Here is a 19,253-nt window from a genome sequence, read left to right on the forward strand (position 1 = left end):
ATGCGCATCGCCTCCCTGCTCGCCAGCTCAACGGAAATCGTCGCCGCTCTGGGCCTGACCGATGACCTTGTGGCCGTCTCCCATTGCTGTGACTGGCCGCCTCAGGTGAAGCAATTACCTGCGCTGACGAGTGCACTCTTTGAAGCGCAAACGGCGCGCGAGATTGACGACGCAGTGCGCGCCAAACTGCAGGGGCAGGACGCTATCTATGCGCTAGACGCCCCGGCGTTGGCGGCGCTCAAACCTGATCTCGTGATCAGCCAGGCGCTGTGTGATGTGTGCGCGGTGTCCGGCGCGGAAGTCAGCACGGTGCTCAGCGCACTCAACCCGCAACCGACGCTGGTCAATCTCGAGCCCTATTCGCTCAACGATATTCTCGAAACGATCTCGATGATCGGTGAGGCGGCAGGCGTCAACGACCGCGCAACAGCTCTTCGCGCCAGCCTTCAGGTCCGTATCGATGCCGTAGCCGAGCGCTCAAAGGCCCTGCCTGAACCGCGCCCCCGGACCGTACTGCTGGACTGGACCAGCCCGCCCTTTATTGGCGGGCACTGGATGCATGAATTGCTGACGCTGGCGGGCGCCGAGGATGCGGGCAACACCGCAGACCGTCCCAGCTGGACGACGAGCTGGGAAGCGATTCACGCCATCAATCCCGAGCGGCTGGTGATCGCGCCCTGTGGTTTCTCCACGGCGCGGACGCTGGAGGATATTGCGGGCGATCCCGAAACCATCGCCGCTTTGCGCCAACTGGAGTCCAGAGGCTGTCAGATCACCGTGTTTGACGGCAACCGCCTGTTCAGCCGCTCAAGCCCGCGCATTGTCGACAGTCTGGAAGCTCTCGCGCATTGGCTGTGGCCTGATCACCATCCCGCGCCGGATATCGAACCGGAAATGGGCCCGGTGTCCCCGCTCTCCCGGCTCAACGCCTGATTATAGCTCGCCCGCCAGATCCTGACGCGCCGCAGCGCAAGCCTTCAGATGCTGGGCCAGCCGCGTCGCAGCGGCGGAGGGTGAGCGCCCCGCAGCGGTTTGCAGGAAATAGGCCTGATCGCTGGGCTGGTCGCCGTCAGCGAAGACGGGCGCCAGACGACCGCCCCTGATAGCGTCATAGGCGAGCGGCTTGCGCCCCAGCACGATCCCCGCCCCCTGTTCGGCCATCGCCAGCGCCGCGAGCGAGTCCGCCACCCGCAAACGCGGCTGCGCTTCAAGCCCGTATCCGCCCCGCGCGCTCAGCCATTGAGCCCAGCTCAGACCGCTTGTGCTGTCCTCGATCAGCGGAAGGGACTCGAGCACCGTCAATCCGGCGTCCGGCGCGACAAGCCCCGGTCGGGCCAAAGGCGTCAGCACTTCATCCATCACCCGCTCCGCACCTGCGGGCGCACTGGCCACAGAGGCGCGCGTCAGGGTCAACTCCGCCTCCTCTCCGGCCTCAACCAGACGAATGGCGGCATCAGCGGTGATGAGGTCGCGGCTGAGCCAGGCGATCATCACATCGTGATCCGCCGCGACGGTCAGCGTCGGCGTCGCCTGCACCGCGCGCAGGGCTGCGCTCGCCTCGCCCATCAATTCAAACCCGCGCCGCAAAGGTTCCAGCGCCGCCGCGCCGCGCTCGGTCAGGATGAGCTTCTTTCCTTCGCGCTCAAACAGCGCTTCGCCAATCAGGGCTTCAAGCTGGCGCACCTGCTGGCCCACGGCGGCCGGGGTGACATTGAGCTCTTCGGCTGCGCCGACAAAACCGCCCTGACGGGCGGCGGCCTCGAAAGCGCGCAGGGCATTGAGCGGAGCCAGACCGGCCATGGATCACCATTGAAAAGAATTTCTTTCTATATGGCGCAAGAATACTGATTTGTAAAAAGCTATCCTGACAGCGAGAGTGCGGGCCGTTTATCAGAAGGCCAAGTGTCATGGATCAATTCCTGCCCGCCATTCCCCTCAAGAACGCCCGCGTGGTCGTTCTGGGCGCCGGAGAGCCCGCGTTGAACAAGCTGCGCCTGTTCCGCACGGCCCCGTGCGAGCTGGTCTGGTGCACGCTCGGCGTTTCCCCGACTCTGCCCTCTGACCTCAATCCAAACACCCGTATCGACACCCGCGCCCGTCCCCATGACGTGTTCAAGGGCGCCCGGCTGGTGTTCATCGGTATCGAGGATGACAAGCGCGCGTCGAAGCTGGCGGCGAAAGCCCGCAAGGCCGGCGCGCTCGTCAACGTCGTGGACAACCTGCCCCTGTGCGACTTCTACACGCCCGCGCTTGTGGATCGAGGCGCAATCACCATCGCCTTGTCCTCCGGAGGCGCTGGTCCGATCCTGGTGCGCGATCTTCGCAGCGCGCTGGAAAGCGTCATTGCTCCGGGTGTTGGTCTGCTGGCGGAAACCGCACGGGGCCTGCGCCAACGCGTGATGGATGCGTTCCCGAGTGTGGATGCGCGCCGCAAATACTGGGAGCGCGCCCTGCGCGGCCCTGCCGCGCAACTGGCCGATGCCGGCGATGAAGACGGCGTTCGCGCCGCCTTCATCGACGCGCTGAAGGATGACGCTCCCGCCCCCAAGGGCGTGGTGCATCTGGTCGGCGCCGGTCCCGGTGATCCTGAGCTTCTCACCATCAAGGCCGCGCGCCTGATCCGCGATGCGGATGTGATCGTGCATGACCGCCTTGTCTCGCCTGAAATCATCGACCGCGCCCGCCGCGACGCCCACCGCATCAATGTGGGCAAGCGTCAGGGTGATCATCCGGTGCCGCAGGAGCGCATTTGCGAAATCCTGATCGAGCAGGCCCGTCTGGGCCGTCGCGTTGTCCGCCTGAAAGGCGGGGACAGCTTCATCTTCGGTCGCGGCGGTGAGGAAGTCGAAGCCGTACGCGCCGCGGGCATCGAGGTCCATGTCACCCCGGGCATTTCCGCCGCTCTGGCCGCCGGCGCCCAGGCGCAGATCCCGCTGACCCATCGTGACGCCGCCCAGGCCGTGACCTTCGTCACGGGGCGTCCGAAGCTGGGCGGGCCTGATCTGGACTACACCGCCCTGGCCGCAACCTCTCACACGCTCGTCGTCTATATGGGCGTTGCGGTGGCCGCGACCCTGGCGCGTCGTCTGGTCGAGGCTGGCCGGTCACCCGCTACCCCCGTGGGCATTATCGAGAATGCGAGCCTGAGCTCAGAGCGCCGGGTTTTCACCACGCTCGACGCCCTGTCGCACACGATCTCGACCGAGCAGCTGAATGGCCCCGCCGTCCTCGTGATCGGCGATGTGGTCACCTACGCGCCCGAATATCTCTCAAGCCTGAGCCTCAAGGCTCTGGAGCATGCCGCATGAAAACCATCACTGCGAACCGGCTGACTGATGGCCGCGTCGTCTATCTGACGCCCGAAAATCGCTGGACCGAGAACGCCGATCAGGCTGTGCGTCTTGACGATGGCGCCACCGACACAGCGCTGGAGAGGGCGCTGCGCGATGTGCTGACTGTTGTCGGCCCCTATCCCATCGAGATCGACGCCGAAGCGTCCGGCTTTGCGCCTGCAGGCCGCAAGCATGTGCGCGAAACCATCCGGCTGACCGGCCCCAGCGCCGGTTCGACCAAGCTGGGAGGCGCGCATGTATCAGTATGACGAGATCGACCGTGCGGTGCTCGATGCCCGCACCGCGGAATTCCGTGAGCAGGTGAACGCCCGCCTGTCCGGCGCGCTCAGCGAGGACGAGTTCAAGCCGCTGCGTCTGATGAACGGCGTCTATCTTCAGCTTCACGCCTATATGCTGCGTGTGGCCATTCCCTATGGCGTTCTGTCCTCGGAACAGCTTCGCTCGCTCGCTTATGTGGCGCGCACCTATGACCGGGGCTATGGCCATTTCACCACCCGCCAGAACATCCAGTACAACTGGCCCGCTCTGGTGGATATTCCCGACGCGCTTGACCATCTGGCGGGCGTTCAGATGCACGCCATCCAGACCTCGGGCAATACGATCCGCAACACCACGACCGACCCGTTTGCGGGCGCGTCGGCGGACGAGATCGCAGACCCGCGCCCCTGGTGCGAGCTGATCCGGCAATGGTCCACCACTCACCCCGAATTCACCTGGCTGCCGCGCAAGTTCAAGATCGCTGTCACTGGCTCGCCCGAGGATCGCGCCGCCATCGGCGTGCACGATATCGGCCTGCGTCTGGTTCAGAACGATGCGGGCGAAACCGGGTTTGAAGTCCACGTCGGCGGCGGTCAGGGCCGCACGCCGATCGTGGCGAAGATCATTCGCGACTTCCTGCCCCAGCGCGAGCTTCTGGCGTATCTGACCTCAATCTTGCGCGTCTACAATCTCGCCGGTCGTCGGGACAATCTGTACAAGGCGCGCATCAAGATCCTGGTCGAGGCCATGGGGCCGGATGCTTTCCGCGACGCGGTGGAGGCCGAATACGAGGCCAGCCGTGGCCGCGCCATGACCATCCCCGTTGAAGAAATCGAGCGCGTCAGCAGCCATTTCACCCTCCCCCCGGAAGGCGAACCGCTGACCGATATCCCGACCGGCACGGCCTTTGCTCGCTGGCGTGCGGTGAATGTGAAAGCGCACAAGGTGAAGAACCGCGCCGTTGTGGTGATCCCGCTCAAGGCGCCAGGCGCCACCCCGGGTGACGCCAGCGCGGACCAGATGGACCTGATCGCCGATCTGGCGGATCGTTATGCCCTCAGCGAGATCCGCGTCAGCAAGGAGCAGAATCTGGTTCTTCCGCACACGGACAAGGCGTCTCTGGGCGCGCTGTTCCGCGCGCTCGATGAGGCTGGTCTCGCTACACCGAATTTTGGCCGCGCCAGCGACATCGTCGCCTGCCCGGGGCTCGATTACTGCAATCTCGCCAACGCCCGCTCCATCCCGATCGCGCAAGCCATCTCAACCGGCCTGCATGAGGCAGGGCTCGATGACGCCACCGGTGATCTGACCATCAAGATATCCGGCTGCATCAATGCCTGCGGGCATCACCATGTGGCCAATATCGGCCTTCTGGGCGTCGATAAGGCGGGTGAAGAAGTCTACCAGCTCACCCTTGGCGGCGTCGGCGATGGTCAGGCCGCCATCGGCAAGATCCTGGGCCCGGGCCTGTCGGCTGATGATGCGGTGACCGCCGTCATCGCCTGCGTGCGTGTCTATGCCGACCACGCCCTTCCGCAAGAAACTTTCATCCAGACGCTGAACCGTCTGGGCGCAGACCCGTTCAAGGAGGCCGTCTATGGCGCTTGATGCCCTGAGCCGGATTGAATCCGCCACCGTGGAACTGGCCGGAGACGCCGCTCCGTCCGAAGCTGAAGCCGCCATTGAGGGCGCGGACCGGGTCGTGATCCGCTTCCCCACCTTCAAGGATGGTCGCGGCTTCTCGCTCGCCGCGCTTCTGCGCCGTTCAGGCTATGAAGGCGAATTGCGCGCGGCTGGCCCGCTGCTGCCTGATCAGGTCGATGACCTGTTGCGGATGGGCTTTGACGCGGTCGATATCGAGCGTCCCAAAGGCCCCGCACGCAACCGCAATACCGGCGGCGCGCCCTATGTCTACCAGCCCGACCCTGGCGCAGTGACGGCCCGGCCGGCAGCGCTGCATCTCCGGGCGCTGGCGGCCCGCAAGGCGACGGCTGAAGCGCTGGCGAAAGAACTTGAAGGTGCAACGCCCGAAGCCATCCTGATCCGCGCCGCTCAGGTCTATGGCGGACGCATCGCCATGCTGTCCTCCTTTGGCGCCGAAGCGGCGCTCGGGCTGGCGCTGGTGGCGGAGATCGCCTCGGATACGCCCATTCTGTTTCTCGACACCGGCATGCACTTCCCCCAGACGCTGAGCTATCGCGACCGTCTGGTGAGCCATCTTGGCCTGACCAATCTTCATGTGCTGAAGCCCGATGAAGACGAGATCCGCGCGCAGGATCCCGACGGCAAACTCTATGACCGCGATGGGCTGGCCTGCTGTGATCTGCGCAAGGTGCGTCCGCTGGGCCGGGCGCTTGATCCGTTCGATGCTCTTATCACCGGGCGCAAGCGCTATCATGGCGGTCAGCGCGGCGATATTCCCGCCGTCGAATTCGATGGCGAGCGGGTGAAGATCAATCCTTTCGCCTTCCTCAGCCCGCAAGACGTGGCCGCCCGCTACAAGGCGCTCGACCTGCCCCGCCATCCGCTGGCGGAAGACGGTTACGCCTCTATCGGCTGTTGGCCCTGCACAGCGCCTTCTGATCAACCCGGCTCCCGAGAGGGGCGTTGGGCTGGCCAGGACCGGGAAGAGTGCGGCATCTTTGATCCGGTTCGCGCCGAGCGCGCCAAACGCGCTGGCGCCATCCGCCTGATCTGAGGCGGCTGATCAAAGAGGAAGTGTGATGAGCGCACCGATCGTGGAGCTGATCGGCGGCACGCCGCTGATCCGCCTGAAGGCGGCGTCCGAAGCGACGGGCTGCGAGATTTTCGGCAAGGCCGAGTTTCTCAATCCCGGCGGCTCGGTGAAAGACCGCACTGCCCTGGGCCTGATCCGCGCCGCCGAAACGAGCGGCGCGCTCAAGCCCGGCGGCGTCATCGTCGAAGGCACGGCGGGCAATACCGGCATTGGCCTCGCTCTGGTCGCGGGCGCTCTGGGCTATCGCGCCCTGATCGTGATGCCGCGCGGGCAAAGCGCAGGCAAGCGCGAGGCGCTGGTCGCAGCGGGCGCGCAAATCATCGAGGTCGATCCCGCCCCCTATTCCAGCGAGCACCATTTCGTGCACGCCTCACGCCGGATCGCCGAAAGCCTTCCGGGCGCGGTCTGGGCGAACCAGTTCGACAACCCCGCCAACAAGGCGTTTCACGCCAGCACGACTGGCCGGGAGATCCTCGACCAGACCGGCGGCGAGATCGACGGCTTTATCTGTGCGGCGGGCACAGGCGGATCGCTGGCGGGCATCGCCTCGGCCTTGCGGGCCGCCAAACCCGAGGTTCGGATCGGTCTCGCTGACCCCGCGGGCGGGGCGCTCTACTCATACTTCACCGAAGGCCAGCTCAGATCCGAGGGCGGCTCGATCACCGAAGGCATTGGTGTGGGCCGCATCACCGGCCAGCTTGAAGGGCTGACGGTGGATCACGCCTACAGGATCGAGGATTCTGAGTTTCTGCCGCTCCTGTTTGATCTGGTGCAGACCGAAGGCCTGTCACTGGGCGGCTCTGCGGGCGTGAACATCGCCGGCGCGATCCGGCTGGCGAAAACCCTGGGTCCGGGCAAGACCATCGTGACCCTCTTGTGTGATTCCGGCGCGCGCTATGCCGGCAAGCTCTTCAACCCCGAATTCCTGCGCGCCCGCGGGCTGCCGGTTCCGCCCTGGACGGAAACCGACGCCAGTGCGGGCCTGAGCGCCTGACGGAGACCTTCATGCTCGATACTGTCCAAGACGCTGATGTAATTGATCAAGGCGCCTTCTTCGCCTGCAAGGTCACCGAGGTCGAACACTTCACAGACGATCTGTTCCGCTTCCGCACAGCGCGGCCTGCAACGCTGCGCTTCCGCCCCGGCGAGTTCCTGATGATCGGGCTTGAGGGCGAGAAAAAGCCCATCCTGCGCGCCTATTCGGTCGCCAGCCCGAGCTGGGATGACACGCTGGAATTCTACTCCATCAAGGTCGAGGACGGCGCGCTGACATCCCGCCTGCGCAATATCCAGCCCGGCGACCGGGTTCTCGTGGGCCGCAAGCCGACGGGCACGCTGGTCACCGACGCGCTCAAGCCCGGCAAGCGGCTCTACATGCTCTCCACCGGCACCGGCGCTGCGCCCTTTGCGAGCCTCATCCGCGAACCGGGCGTCTATGAGCAGTTTGACGAGGTGGTGTTCACCCATACCTGCCGCACGAGCCCCGAGCTGACCTATTCGCGCGGGCTGGTCGAAGCGCTCAAGACCGATCCGCTGGTGGGCGAGGCCGCCGCAGGGCGTCTTGTGTACTTTGACAGCGTCACTCGCGAGGACGGGCCGCGCAAAGGCCGCATCACCACGCTGATCGAGACTGGCGAGCTGTTCGAGATGATTGAACGCCCTGTTCTGAACCCCGAGACCGACCGCGTGATGATCTGCGGGTCCATGGCCATGCTTGAAGAGCTCAAGGCCATGCTCGAGGCGCGCGGCTTTGAAGAAGGCTCGAACGCCAAGCCGGGCGATTTCGTGGTCGAGAAAGCCTTCGCGGGTGAGGGCGTCTGAGGCCCGCCTGCCCTCTCCGGGCGCAGGATATGGACGCTGGGAACGGACTGGGGCATGTTCGGCGCAGGAATCAGGCGTCTTTTCTGACGCCTGATCATCTCTGCGCGCGCTGACCGCTCCGGCTTTCAGACCATAAAAGCGCCGCAGACGATGAGGTTCATTGGCCCGCTCGCGCACTCCAAGGCGTCGCGCGACGGGGAGGGAGACAGCAGGCATGACCTCGCCTGTGATCGTCACCGGCGCCGCCGGTTTCATCGGCATGCATACCGCCGAGCGCCTGCTGGCGCGGGGCGAAACCGTGATCGGGGTCGATAACTTCACCCCGTATTACGACCCGGCCCTGAAAGAGGCGCGCTCGGCGAAACTCGGTGCGCATCAGGGGTTTACCCTTGAGCGTCTCGACATCGCCGATCACGACGCCTTTGACGCACTGGTCAGACGCTCGGGCGCAAAGCGGATCATCCACCTCGCCGCGCAGGCTGGCGTCCGCTACTCCATCGACAATCCTTTCGCCTATGAGCGCTCGAACCTCGCCGGTCACCTGTCCATTCTGGAAGCGGCCCGCAACAATGAGATCGAGCATCTGGTCTACGCCTCCTCTAGCTCGGTCTATGGCGACCGCCCGCTTAATGGCGAGGGCTTCAAGGAGACTGACCCGACCGTCAGCCCGGTCTCGCTCTATGCCGCCACCAAACGCTCCTGCGAGCTTCTGAGCCAGAGTTACGCGCATCTGTATGGCTTCCCCCAGACCGGTCTGCGCTTCTTCACGGTGTATGGCCCGTGGGGTCGGCCGGACATGGCCTATTTCAAGTTCAGCGAGATGATCGCGCGCGGCGAGGCCATTGAAGTCTATGGCGAAGGCAAGATGGCGCGCGACTTCACCTATATCGATGACATCATCGATGGCGTGATCGGCGTGTTTGATGCGCCGCCTGCAAAAGGCGCGCACGAGATCTACAATATCGGCGATAGCCAGCCCGTCGGACTGATGGACATGATCGCCTCGCTTGAAAACGCGCTGGGCGTGACAGCGGACAAGATCATGCGCCCGATGCAACCGGGCGACGTGACCGCCACCTATGCCGACATCAGCCGACTGAAAGCTAAAACAGGCTACAAGCCCAAAGTCATGCTTGATGAAGGCCTCAAACTCTACGCTCGCTGGTGGCGCGAATACCGAGGCGAGAAGGGCTGATCGCGCGTTGAAACCACGTCTCGTTTAGAGCCTGTTAACACTTTATTTACAACGCTGGTTGGGTCTTTATTCAGCTTTCCCTGCTACCTTCAGTGATCATGGAGGGATGTCATGCAGACCCAACGCAAGACTGAAACGCACGCAATGCCCGCCCCGGCCCACTCGTCGGAGCCTGAGGCCCGTATTGCTCCGCCTCCTTTCCCGATCGCCCCGTCCGGGGAAGCAACCGCCATTCCCTCGCCCGCACATGCGCTCCAGGAACGCCTGGAAACCGCCTTCGCCGAGCCGGTGATCGAGAACCGCTGGAGCCCGCGCCAGACCCTCGCCCTGCTGGTCTTCACCTGCGGCGCCTTCTGGGGCGCGGTCATTGGCGGCGCTATCCAGCTGTTCGGCTAGGTATTTTCCCCGGGTGACATTTGTCACCCAGACCGTGTGACGCGCGTCACTCACCTCCTCACCCCCGATCTGTCACGCTCTCAGCTCTGATCGCCAAGCTGTGAGGGCTGATGACTGTTCCTGCTGATACTGCGCCGCCCATTCTCGAGGCGGCGTCCCTGACCCGTCGCTATGGCCGCAAGACGGCTCTGAACGGACTGGACCTGACACTGTCAGACACCGGCGTGCTGGCGCTACTGGGGCCAAACGGCGCCGGCAAGACCACTTTCGTCCAGACCGCGCTCGGCCTGGTCCGCCCCAGCAGCGGCAGTCTCAAGGTCTTTGGCGCGCGTCCGGGAGACCGCACCATCAAGACCCGTATCGGCGTGATGATGCAGGATACCGATCTGGCGCACACGCTGACCGGTCGCGAGCTTCTGGAGCTGTTCGCCAGCTATTACCCCAACCCCGCCAATCTTGACGCCCTGATCGAGCGCTGTGCGCTCAAGGACTTCATCAAGCGTCGCTACGGGCAGCTCTCTGGCGGTCAGAAACGCCGCATCCAGTTCGCCCTCGCGCTGGTCGGCCAGCCTGAACTCCTGTTTCTGGACGAACCCACCACCGGCCTCGACACCGAAGCCCGCCGGGCCTTGTGGGCTGTGGTGCGCGAAGTCGCGGCCCGCGGCACGCTGGTGGTGCTGACCACGCACTATCTGGAGGAAGCCGATGCACTGGCGGACCGGGTCGTCGTGCTCAAGGACGGTCAGGTCATCGCCGATAATACCGCAGACGGACTGCGCACGCGCATGGGCGGCGCCATTATCGATTGCGTGTCTGCACTGGAGGATGACGCCCTTCAGGCGCTTCCCGGTCTGATCGCGATCAGCCGTTCCGGTCGCAAGCTGCGCCTGCAGGTCAGCGAGGCTGTTCCCGCGCTCAAGGCGCTGTTCCATCTTGATCCGGCGCTCAGCGATCTCGCCGTATCCCAGCCCACGCTGGAAGATGCCTTCGAGGCACTGACCGGCCAACCGCAAACCGAGGGAGCCTGATCATGGCGAACGCCTATATCGCTGAAATCAAGGCCGAAGTTCTCAAACTCGCGCGCATGCCCGAATTCGCCATCCCCACCCTCATCCTGCCGGTGATGTTCTTCACCCTGTTCGGCGTCATCATTCCGGGCAGCCGGGATAACGCGGCCTATCTGCTTTCCACCTTCGGCGTCTTCGCCGTGATGGGCCCGGCGCTGTTCGGCTTCGGCGCCGGCGTCGCACAGGAACGCGAGCGGGGCTGGCTGACCCTCAAGCGCGCTGTTCCGGCGCCCGCGGCCGCCCTTCTGGTGGCCAAGACCACCGCCACGGTGCTCATCGCCAGCATTTCACTGGGCGCGATCTACGCCGTTGCGGCCTTCGCCGCCGGTGTGGAGCTGTCCCCGCTGGTCTGGCTCGGCCTGCTGCTCGTCCATGTGCTCTCCGCCATTCCCTTTGTTCTGCTGGGTCTGGCTCTGGGCTTTGTCTTTGGCGCCAACGCCGCGGTCGCCGTCGCCAATATCGCCTATCTGGGCATGGCGGTTCTGGGCGGCCTGTGGATGCCGATCAGCGTCTTCCCGAAGATCATGGGGCAGATCGCCCAGTTCCTGCCCAGCTATCATCTTGCGGAAATCGCCCTGGGGGTCAGCGGCGCCGCAGGCGAGAAAGCCCTGCTGGGTCACATGCTGGCCACGCTGGTCATCACCCTCATCGCAGCAGGTCTCGCCCTGCTGGCCTGGGCGCGTCAGCGCTAGGGTCTGGTTCTGCACGGCGGAGCAGGGCAGGGTATCCCCTCCCGGCTCCGCCCGCTCACCGACAAATAGTCCGAACACCATGGCGTCAGAACCGATCTACAAGCCCGCCGACGGCTCCGAAGACGCGCCGCATGAGCAGGCAAAGCCGCGCGCACGCGCCATCGGCATGCGCGGCCTGTCTGAAACACCCGCCTTCTACCTGATCTATCTGGTCTTCTACTTTACGCCCTGGTTCTTCCAGCTGCCGGGTCTGCGTGACGCCCTCATCGGCTTCGCCGCCGTGGGCAGTTTCATTCCCGTCTATCTCTACGCCAATGCCGGCGACCCGTATCGCAACGGCGCCAAAGCGCACCGCATCGTGATCGCCGCGGCCTATGCCAGCTTCCTGTCCCTCGCCCTGATCCCGGTCGCAGGCATGAGCGGCAATTTCCATATCTTCGCCGTCACCCTTCTGGCCGGCCTGCGCCCGCAAAAGCTGGCCCTCATGGTCATGGCCGGGCTGAGCGCCTTCTATCTGTGTGCGTCCTGGCTCCTGGATGTCACGATCTTTGAAATGGTGCTTTCCCAGTTCATCGCCGTGATGGCGGGCATGGCGACGTTGGCGGGCTATAACACCGCCCAGCGCGTTTCGGTTCGAGAGCAGAATCTGCGCATGGAGGCGGAACTTGCCGCCCTGCGCGAACGCGAACGCATCGCCCAGGATCTGCACGACCTTCTGGGTCACACCCTGACCACCATTGCCGTGAAATCCGAGCTGGCGGCGCGACTTCTGGATGCCGACGCCGATCGGGCGCGCTCTGAAATTATCGAAATCCGGGACGCCGCGCGGATCACTCTGCGCGATGTACGCGCGGCGGTCGCCGGCATGCACGTCACCACCCTGCATCAGGAACTGGCGCGCGCCCGCTCCGCCCTGTCGGCGGCGGACATCCGGCTGGTGGTCGAGGGCGAGCCGCCCGAGATGGATCAGGCTGCCCATGCCGCCCTGGGTCTGGCGCTGCGAGAAGCGGTCACCAACATCATTCGACATTCCGGCGCGGAAACCGCCCATATCCGCTTTGCGCCTGAAGGCGCGCTGATCATCGAGGATGATGGACAGGGCGGTGAGCTGAATGCGGGCACGGGCCTGATGGGCATGCGCCGCCGCATTGAATCCCTGGGCGGGGAGATGGAGATCGAAAGCCGGGAGACCGGCGTTTGCGTCACCCTCAGCCTGCCGCCCGCCCAACCCGGCCATGAGAGCCTTGAGTCCGAACCATGATTTCCATCGTCATCGCTGAAGACCAGTCGCTGCTGCGCGGCGCCCTGGCGGCCCTTCTGACGCTTGAACCTGATATCGAGCTCCTGGCGCAGGCTCAGGATGGCGAGGAAGCGGTCCGGCTGGTCAAAGAGCTCAAACCCGACGTGCTGGTCACCGATATCGAGATGCCCGGACTGACCGGCATCGAGGCGTCAGAAACCCTGCGCCAGTCCGGCAGCGAGACGCGCGTGCTGATCGTGACGACCTTCGCCCGCCCCGGCTATCTGCAGCGCGCGCTGCAGGCGGGCGTACTGGGTTATGTGCTGAAAGATGCGCCCAGCGAAGAGCTGGCGGATGCGGTGCGCCGCGTCGCCCGCGGCCAGCGCGCCATCGCCTCGGAGCTGGCCGAAAGCGCCTGGAGTGCGCCGGTCGTTCTGACAGCGCGTGAGCGCGACATATTGCGGCTGGTGGAAGAGGGCAAGTCCAACAAGGAGATCGCCCGCCTTCTCAATCTGTCTCCGGGTACGGTGAGAAACTATCTCGCCGAAGCCACCCAGAAGCTGGGGGCGGCCAACCGCATCGAGGCATTCCAGATCGCCCGCGAAAACGGTTGGCTGTGACCCGTCAGTTCTGCGCCTAGCTGCGGTCCACGACGGCGGCCAGCTCACGCAATTGCGTCGAGCAGATCGCCACTTTGGACAGCGTCCAGCCGCCGGTTGCCGAGACTTCCTCGAGCGCCCGGTCAGCGCGTTTGACCATGACGGACTGGGAGTCCGCCCAGGCGGAAACCACCTCTTGAGCCCACTCCGCTCCGGCCGAGGAGAGATCCTTGGCCAGATCGGTTCGGTCCGATTTCACATACGCCATCATGCCTTCGCAGATCGCCTGCTGGCTGCCGTACAGATCCTCGATCAGACGGCGCATGGCCAGACGGTCCCAGTGCAGGGTCGAGGAAAGCTGATTGCCCGCCGCGCGCAGGCGGTCGAACATGAAGCGCGCGCCCACCGCGTGATATAGGCGCCCCACCGCCGCCAGCGGCCAATCTACCGCCTTGGCGAGGTCGATCACGTCAGAGGACGAGGTCAGCGGACGCAGACGCGCCACATCGCGGGCGATGTCTTCAGGCGCGCCGGCCTCCACATAGGCCTGGAAGCGCGCTTCCACAGCTTCACAATCAAACGGGCTGGCGATCTCGGTCACCAGCGGCTTGAGTTCGTCCACACCCGGCTGATAGGCCGCAATCACATCCGCAATCGGCAAGGCGTCCTGACCCAGCGTCCGGCGTGACAGCCAGTAGCTCTGACGGCGCAGCAGGCGGATCACCTCGTCATGCAGAGCGATCTGAACCTCGGCCGGGGCCTGGTTGTCGAGCGCGTTGATGCGGTCGCTGTACTCGTTGAAGCGGAAGATGTTCCGCCCCGCCTCGAACGCCCGCGCCACCGCGGCCACATCCGCGCTGGTGCTCTCGATGGCTCGGTTCACAAAGGTCGGGCCGCCCAGATTGATCATGTCGTTGGCGAGCCGCGTGGCGATGATCTCGCGCTTCAGCCGGTGCCCGTCCATGGCGTCGGAGAATTTCTCCAGCTTGTCAGGGAAGTAAGTCACCAGCGATTGCTTGAAGTGAGCGTCGTCCGGCACGTCGGACTCCACCAGCGCATCAAACAGGGCGATCTTGGAATAGCTGATCAGCACCGCGATTTCGGGACGTGTCAGGCCCAGCCCCTGATCTTTAAGCTCGCGGATCTGATCTGGCGCCGGCAGGCCCTCGACCTTTCGATCCAGACGGCCATCCTGCTCCAGTCGCTCCATCAGACGCTCATGGGCGTCCAGATCCTCGACCGCATGCTCCTTGGCGATGGTGATCGCCAGGGTCTGGTCGTAATTGTGCTCAAGCACATGGTGCGCGACCGTATCGGTCATGGATTCCAGAAGCGTGTTGCGGGCGTCGAGCTTCATCGAGCCCTCCCGCATCATCGGGTTCAGCAAGATCTTGATGTTGACCTCGTGGTCCGAGCTGTCCACGCCGGCCGAGTTGTCGACAAAGTCCGCATTCACGCGGCCGCCATTGCGGGCGTACTCGATCCGCGCCGCCTGAGTAACGCCCAGATTGGCGCCCTCGCCGATGACCTTGGCGTTGAGCTCCTTGGCGTCGATGCGCAGCGCGTCGTTCGCCTTGTCGCCCACCTGATAGTTCTGCTCGCTCGACGCCTTCACATAGGTGCCGATGCCGCCAAACCACAGCAGCTCCACATCCGCTTTCAAAAGCGCCTTGATCAGGGTCGTGGCCGGGGCCGTCTGCGCTTTCAGCCCGGTCAGCTCGCGGATCTCGTCGCTGAGCTTGATGGACTTGGCCGCGCGCGGGAATATCCCGCCGCCCTTGGAGATCAGCGACTTGTCATAGTCCTGCCAGCTTGAGCGACCCAGTTCGAACAGGCGCTTGCGCTCTTCCCAGGTCTTTTCAAGATCGGTCGGATTGGGATCAATGAAGATGTCGCGGTGATCAAATGCGGCGATCAGGCGGATCTGCTTGGACAACAACATGCCGTTGCCGAACACGTCGCCGGACATGTCGCCGACGCCGATGACGGTGAACGGCTCGTTCTGGATATCCTTGCCCATCTCGCGGAAATGGCGCTGGACGCTGACCCAGCCGCCGCGCGCGGTGATGCCCATCTTCTTGTGGTCATAACCGGCTGAACCGCCAGAGGCGAAGGCGTCGCCGAGCCAGAAATCATACTCGGTCTGCGCCACGGAGTTGGCGAGGTCGGAGAAGGTCGCCGTGCCCTTGTCGGCGGCGACGACGAGATACGGGTCCTCGTCATCCCAACACACCACATTGTCGGGACGTTTCACCGCGTCATCGACAAGATTGTCGGTGATGTCGAGCAGACCGCGCAGGAAGGTCTTGTACGCTTCCTGACCTTCGGCCAGCCAGGCGTCGCGATCGCCGCGCGCGGGCAGTTGCTTGGGATAGAAACCGCCCTTGGAGCCCACCGGCACGATGACGGCGTTCTTGACCTGCTGGGCCTTCACCAGACCCAGAACCTCGGTGCGGAAGTCTTCGCGACGATCCGACCAGCGCAGGCCGCCACGGGCGACCGGGCCGAAGCGGATATGCACGCCTTCGACGCGCGGGCTCCACACGAAGATTTCGCGGTACGGCTTGGGATCGGGCAGCTCGCGCACATCGCGGCTGGCGATCTTCATCGAGATCCACGGCTTGGCGCGACCCTCGCTGTCGGTCTGGAAGAAGTTGGTGCGCAGCACCGCCTCGATCAGACGCAGCATCCGGCGCAGGGCGCGGTCATGGTCAAGGCTTTCCACGCGCTCCAGAAGGATGCGGATGGCCTTTGAGACATCCTTGGCGTGGTTCTCGCGGCTCTCCTCGCCAAAGTCGAGATCGGGGTTGAACTTGGTGTTCACCAGCTCAAGCAGGCCGCGGGCAATTTCAGAGTTCGCAGCCAGCGCCTCTTCCTGAATGGCCTGGGACGGATCAAGACCCGTTTGCTGGCGATAACGCGCGACCGTGCGCAGGAAGGCGGCTTCCCGCCAGCTCACCCCGATGCCCAAGACCAGCTTGTTAAAGCCGTCATCCTCGGTCTGACCGTTCAGAACCGCCAGAAGCGCGTCTTCAAAGGCCTCGGCTTCGCTGTCGATCTTGCTGGCGTTCTCCCCGTTCAGGGAGGCCTCGAATTCGTGCACCCAGACGGTTTCTGAGCCGTTCTCGCCATGACGCTGGACCGGATAGCCGGCCTCGGCCAGCACATGCAGGCCCAGATTTTCCAGAACCGGCATGACGCCGGACAGCGCCACCGGCTCACCACAGCGATAGAGCTTCACGCGCAGGCGGTCCTCGCCGTCCTTTTCGACGCGATAGGCGCGCGCAGACGTGTCGTCAGAGGTCTTCACCCGCTCCATGCGGCCAATATCCGCCAGCGCGTCTTCAGGGCTGAAGCGTTCGCGATACCCGGCGGAATACCCGTCGAGATAGCGGGTCACCGCCCGGCGCAGCTCGGCATCGCCCGACGTGCGGGCGGCGTTGTGCAGCTCGTCTTCCCACGTGCGCGCCAGCGCCGCGATCTCACGGTCAAGCTCGGACGGATCGGGCTCGGGATGGTTGAACGGATCCAGGCCGATGATGAAGTGGACCCGCGCCAGCGGCGCATCGCCAAACTGCGGGTAGAACGCAGACAGGCGGCCATTGAAGGCCTCCCGGATCTTCTCGCCCGCAAGCTCGCGCACCTTGGAGTTATAGCGGTCACGCGGCACGAAGAGCAGGCAGGACACAAAGCGATCAAACTGGTCACGGCGCATGAACAGCTTGGTGCGCGGACGGTCATGCAGGTGCAGAATGCCCAGCGAGATATCCAGAAGATCCTGTTCCTCGGTCTGGAACAGCTCGTCACGCGGATAGTTCTCGACGATGTTCTGAAGCTTCTTGGCCGAGTGCGAGCCCGGCGCCTTGGCGGCCTTGTCGAGCACGCGGCGGACCTTGCGCCGGATCAGCGGCACTTCGCGCGCCATCTGGTCATAGGCCTCGGCGGTGAACAGGCCCACAAAGCGGGTCTCGCCCACCACATTGCCGTCGGAATCGTAGCGTTTGACCCCGATATAATCCATGTAGACGCGGCGGTGGACGCGGCTCTTCATGTTGGCCTTGGCCACGATCACCGGCGAGGGTGCGCGCATATAGGCTTCGATGGCCGGGGTCAGCATCATCGGCTCGGCGCTCTTGCGCAGCACCTTGCGATCGGGATCGCGCAGCACGCCGCGACCGCTTTCCGATTTCACTTCCGGCTTCTGGTCGCCCGCTTCGCCCTTGTCGAAGTCAAACTGATAGGTACGGCTGCCCAGGAAGGCGAAATGGTTGTCCCGCAGCCAGCGCAGGAAGGCGACGGCCTCTTCCTGTTCTTCCTTGGACGCCGAAGTGTTGGCGTTGGTCAGATGGTCGATTGCATCGTCCATCTCCGCGCGCATGTCGTTCCAGTCCTCGACCGCATCGCGCACATCATCAAGCGTGGCGCGGACGCCCGCCTCGAGACGCTCGCGCAGATCGTCGCTCAGAAGGTCCAGATGGACCTGGATCATGGACTCGTTCAGACAGCGACCGCCCGAGGCGATGCGCTGGCCGTCATCATTCCGGCGCACCTGCACGACCGGGTGGAACATGGCCAGCACGTCCAGACCCTGGCTGGCGATCTCGCCCATGACAGAATCCACCAGGAAGGGCCGGTCCTGACCGATCACTTCCAGAATGTCGCGTTCCAGGCTGCGGCCGTCCGCGCCATGGGCCGTGCGCACCCGCACCAGCAATTTGTCCGACGCCCGCTCGGCGCCATAGCCCCAGAATTCCTCGGCCAGGGAAATCGCGTCCTGCTCGCTGATGCCTGCAAGATCATCCGCCAGAGCATCGCCCCAGACCTGTTCCAGGAAACTGGCGGCATCAGGCCCGCTATCGCCATACGCCGCAGCAAAACGGCTTTGTGCGGCCTTTAAAAAGGCCTCTCTGTCATATGCGTGTCGGACGCTGACCACGGCGTTCATATCAAGGGGCTCCTGAACGGAAAAATGGTGGACGGTGGACGGTGTTCATCGAATAACCATGAACATATGACCCGCAGCCTACTCCCGCTCGCGCTGGGTTCAAGCGGTACTGAGCGGCTAGACCTGCAATCTTGGCTGTGCTTGGTTCTGCCCTAACAAAAGAACAGATTTCCACATCGGAGACGACCATGCCACACGCTCTCATTACGGGTGCCAATCGCGGGCTCGGCCTAGAGCATGTCAGCCAACTTCTTAAGCGGGAATGGACGATCAGCGCCGCTGTGCGCGATCCTGACAGCGCCGACGCGCTCAAGGCGCTCGATCCGGGCGATGGCCGGCTGACAATTCTGCCCTATGACGCGTCCGACCTGAACGCCGCAAAAGCGCTCAAGGACCAGGTCACCGGACCGCTCGACATCCTGTTCGCCAATGCCGGCGTCATGGGCCCGAAAGAGCAATCCTTCGGCGAGGCCGCCAATGACGGCTTCCTCGACACCTTCCGCATCAACACCCTCGCCCCGCTGGCGCTGGCTGAAGCGTTCGCCGATCAGGTCGCACAGAGCCAGCTGAAGGTGATCGCACTGCAATCAAGCCGCATGGGTTCGATCTCCGACAATGACAGCGGCGGGCGCTACGCCTATCGCGCTTCCAAGGCGGCGCTGAACGCTGTGGGCAAATCGCTGAGCATCGACCTTCAAGACAAGGGCGTCGTCGTCCTGATCCTGCACCCGGGCTGGGTGCGCACCGATATGGGCGGCCCCAACGGGCTCATGACCCCCAGCGAATCCGTCAGCGCGCAGCTTGATCTGATCGCGCGCGCCAATCCGGCGATGAGCGGCCGCTTCTTCCACATCAGCGGCGAAGACCTGCCCTGGTAGTGCGCTCGAACACTCGCAAATCAAAAAACCCCGCAGCCACGCTGCGGGGTTTCTTTTTTCAAGCGGCGCCGC

Annotated in this window: 16 protein-coding genes; 14 read left to right on the plus strand and 2 right to left on the minus strand. The window is 64.3% G+C overall.

Going from position 1 to position 19,253, the window contains the following annotated elements:
- Positions 1-933, plus strand: a complete 933-nt coding sequence (locus tag ACFELO_RS12945) for an ABC transporter substrate-binding protein (protein WP_440958184.1) — start codon at positions 1-3, stop codon at positions 931-933.
- Here the strand turns inward: ACFELO_RS12945 and ACFELO_RS12950 are convergent, their stop codons facing one another.
- Complete coding sequence (locus ACFELO_RS12950) at positions 934-1,800, minus strand: LysR family transcriptional regulator (RefSeq protein WP_440958185.1); 867 nt, start codon at positions 1,798-1,800, stop codon at positions 934-936.
- A 107-nt stretch (positions 1,801-1,907) separates the two neighbouring features.
- Here ACFELO_RS12950 and cysG point away from each other — a divergent pair, with 107 nt between their 5' ends.
- The 12 genes from cysG (at position 1,908) to ACFELO_RS13010 (ending at position 13,379) form a co-directional block, all read left to right on the plus strand.
- Complete coding sequence (gene cysG, locus ACFELO_RS12955; RefSeq protein ID WP_440958186.1) at positions 1,908-3,308, plus strand: siroheme synthase CysG; 1,401 nt, start codon at positions 1,908-1,910, stop codon at positions 3,306-3,308.
- Positions 3,305-3,601, plus strand: a complete 297-nt coding sequence (locus ACFELO_RS12960) for a DUF2849 domain-containing protein (RefSeq protein WP_440958187.1) — start codon at positions 3,305-3,307, stop codon at positions 3,599-3,601. Before cysG ends, ACFELO_RS12960 begins: the two co-directional genes overlap by 4 nt.
- Positions 3,588-5,219: a nitrite/sulfite reductase gene (locus ACFELO_RS12965; RefSeq protein WP_440958188.1), complete on the plus strand. Its 1,632-nt coding sequence runs from the start codon at positions 3,588-3,590 to the stop codon at positions 5,217-5,219. The genes ACFELO_RS12960 and ACFELO_RS12965 overlap by 14 nt, the downstream gene beginning before the upstream one ends.
- Positions 5,209-6,309, plus strand: coding sequence for a phosphoadenylyl-sulfate reductase (locus ACFELO_RS12970; protein ID WP_440958189.1), 1,101 nt, complete (start codon positions 5,209-5,211; stop codon positions 6,307-6,309). Before ACFELO_RS12965 ends, ACFELO_RS12970 begins: the two co-directional genes overlap by 11 nt.
- Before the next feature lie 25 nt (positions 6,310-6,334).
- The gene (locus tag ACFELO_RS12975) at positions 6,335-7,342 is read left to right on the plus strand and encodes a cysteine synthase A (RefSeq protein WP_440958190.1); all 1,008 of its coding nucleotides are present in this window, start codon (positions 6,335-6,337) and stop codon (positions 7,340-7,342) included.
- Positions 7,343-7,353: 11 nt separating this feature from the next.
- Complete coding sequence (locus ACFELO_RS12980) at positions 7,354-8,169, plus strand: ferredoxin--NADP reductase (protein WP_440958191.1); 816 nt, start codon at positions 7,354-7,356, stop codon at positions 8,167-8,169.
- A 214-nt stretch (positions 8,170-8,383) separates the two neighbouring features.
- Complete coding sequence (locus ACFELO_RS12985) at positions 8,384-9,364, plus strand: NAD-dependent epimerase/dehydratase family protein (protein ID WP_440958192.1); 981 nt, start codon at positions 8,384-8,386, stop codon at positions 9,362-9,364.
- Between the two features lie 111 nt (positions 9,365-9,475).
- Complete coding sequence (locus ACFELO_RS12990; RefSeq protein WP_440958193.1) at positions 9,476-9,760, plus strand: hypothetical protein; 285 nt, start codon at positions 9,476-9,478, stop codon at positions 9,758-9,760.
- Between the two features lie 110 nt (positions 9,761-9,870).
- On the plus strand, positions 9,871-10,788 hold the full coding sequence (locus ACFELO_RS12995; protein ID WP_440958194.1) for an ABC transporter ATP-binding protein: 918 nt from the start codon (positions 9,871-9,873) through the stop codon (positions 10,786-10,788).
- 2 nt (positions 10,789-10,790) lie between these two features.
- On the plus strand, positions 10,791-11,519 hold the full coding sequence (locus ACFELO_RS13000; RefSeq protein WP_440958195.1) for an ABC transporter permease: 729 nt from the start codon (positions 10,791-10,793) through the stop codon (positions 11,517-11,519).
- 79 nt (positions 11,520-11,598) lie between these two features.
- A complete protein-coding gene (locus ACFELO_RS13005; RefSeq protein ID WP_440958196.1) occupies positions 11,599-12,780 on the plus strand; it encodes a sensor histidine kinase in 1,182 nt (393 codons plus the stop codon).
- Positions 12,777-13,379 carry a response regulator transcription factor gene (locus ACFELO_RS13010; RefSeq protein ID WP_440958197.1) on the plus strand — a complete coding sequence of 201 codons (603 nt, stop codon included), beginning with the start codon at positions 12,777-12,779 and terminating at the stop codon, positions 13,377-13,379. Before ACFELO_RS13005 ends, ACFELO_RS13010 begins: the two co-directional genes overlap by 4 nt.
- 16 nt (positions 13,380-13,395) lie before the next feature.
- On the opposite strand, the gene ACFELO_RS13015 is transcribed toward ACFELO_RS13010, so the two are convergent.
- Positions 13,396-18,303, minus strand: a complete 4,908-nt coding sequence (locus tag ACFELO_RS13015) for an NAD-glutamate dehydrogenase (RefSeq protein ID WP_440958198.1) — start codon at positions 18,301-18,303, stop codon at positions 13,396-13,398.
- A gap of 188 nt (positions 18,304-18,491) precedes the next feature.
- Between ACFELO_RS13015 and ACFELO_RS13020 the strand changes: the two genes are divergently transcribed.
- Positions 18,492-19,181: an SDR family oxidoreductase gene (locus ACFELO_RS13020; RefSeq protein ID WP_440958199.1), complete on the plus strand. Its 690-nt coding sequence runs from the start codon at positions 18,492-18,494 to the stop codon at positions 19,179-19,181.
- The last annotated feature ends 72 nt before the right edge of the window (positions 19,182-19,253 follow it).

The sequence above is a fragment of the Oceanicaulis sp. LC35 genome, from assembly GCF_052055585.1.
Taxonomy (GTDB): Bacteria; Pseudomonadota; Alphaproteobacteria; order Caulobacterales; family Maricaulaceae; genus Oceanicaulis.

What these genes read in the sequence shown, in the direction of transcription:
- ACFELO_RS12945 (WP_440958184.1), top strand. Translation starts at nt 1, where the DNA reads ATGCGCATCGCCTCCCTGCTCGCCAGCTCAACGGAAATCGTCGCCGCT.
- ACFELO_RS12950 (WP_440958185.1), bottom strand. Translation starts at nt 1,800, where the DNA reads ATGGCCGGTCTGGCTCCGCTCAATGCCCTGCGCGCTTTCGAGGCCGCC.
- cysG (WP_440958186.1), top strand. Translation starts at nt 1,908, where the DNA reads ATGGATCAATTCCTGCCCGCCATTCCCCTCAAGAACGCCCGCGTGGTC.
- ACFELO_RS12960 (WP_440958187.1), top strand. Translation starts at nt 3,305, where the DNA reads ATGAAAACCATCACTGCGAACCGGCTGACTGATGGCCGCGTCGTCTAT.
- ACFELO_RS12965 (WP_440958188.1), top strand. Translation starts at nt 3,588, where the DNA reads ATGTATCAGTATGACGAGATCGACCGTGCGGTGCTCGATGCCCGCACC.
- ACFELO_RS12970 (WP_440958189.1), top strand. Translation starts at nt 5,209, where the DNA reads ATGGCGCTTGATGCCCTGAGCCGGATTGAATCCGCCACCGTGGAACTG.
- ACFELO_RS12975 (WP_440958190.1), top strand. Translation starts at nt 6,335, where the DNA reads ATGAGCGCACCGATCGTGGAGCTGATCGGCGGCACGCCGCTGATCCGC.
- ACFELO_RS12980 (WP_440958191.1), top strand. Translation starts at nt 7,354, where the DNA reads ATGCTCGATACTGTCCAAGACGCTGATGTAATTGATCAAGGCGCCTTC.
- ACFELO_RS12985 (WP_440958192.1), top strand. Translation starts at nt 8,384, where the DNA reads ATGACCTCGCCTGTGATCGTCACCGGCGCCGCCGGTTTCATCGGCATG.
- ACFELO_RS12990 (WP_440958193.1), top strand. Translation starts at nt 9,476, where the DNA reads ATGCAGACCCAACGCAAGACTGAAACGCACGCAATGCCCGCCCCGGCC.
- ACFELO_RS12995 (WP_440958194.1), top strand. Translation starts at nt 9,871, where the DNA reads ATGACTGTTCCTGCTGATACTGCGCCGCCCATTCTCGAGGCGGCGTCC.
- ACFELO_RS13000 (WP_440958195.1), top strand. Translation starts at nt 10,791, where the DNA reads ATGGCGAACGCCTATATCGCTGAAATCAAGGCCGAAGTTCTCAAACTC.
- ACFELO_RS13005 (WP_440958196.1), top strand. Translation starts at nt 11,599, where the DNA reads ATGGCGTCAGAACCGATCTACAAGCCCGCCGACGGCTCCGAAGACGCG.
- ACFELO_RS13010 (WP_440958197.1), top strand. Translation starts at nt 12,777, where the DNA reads ATGATTTCCATCGTCATCGCTGAAGACCAGTCGCTGCTGCGCGGCGCC.
- ACFELO_RS13015 (WP_440958198.1), bottom strand. Translation starts at nt 18,303, where the DNA reads ATGAACGCCGTGGTCAGCGTCCGACACGCATATGACAGAGAGGCCTTT.
- ACFELO_RS13020 (WP_440958199.1), top strand. Translation starts at nt 18,492, where the DNA reads ATGCCACACGCTCTCATTACGGGTGCCAATCGCGGGCTCGGCCTAGAG.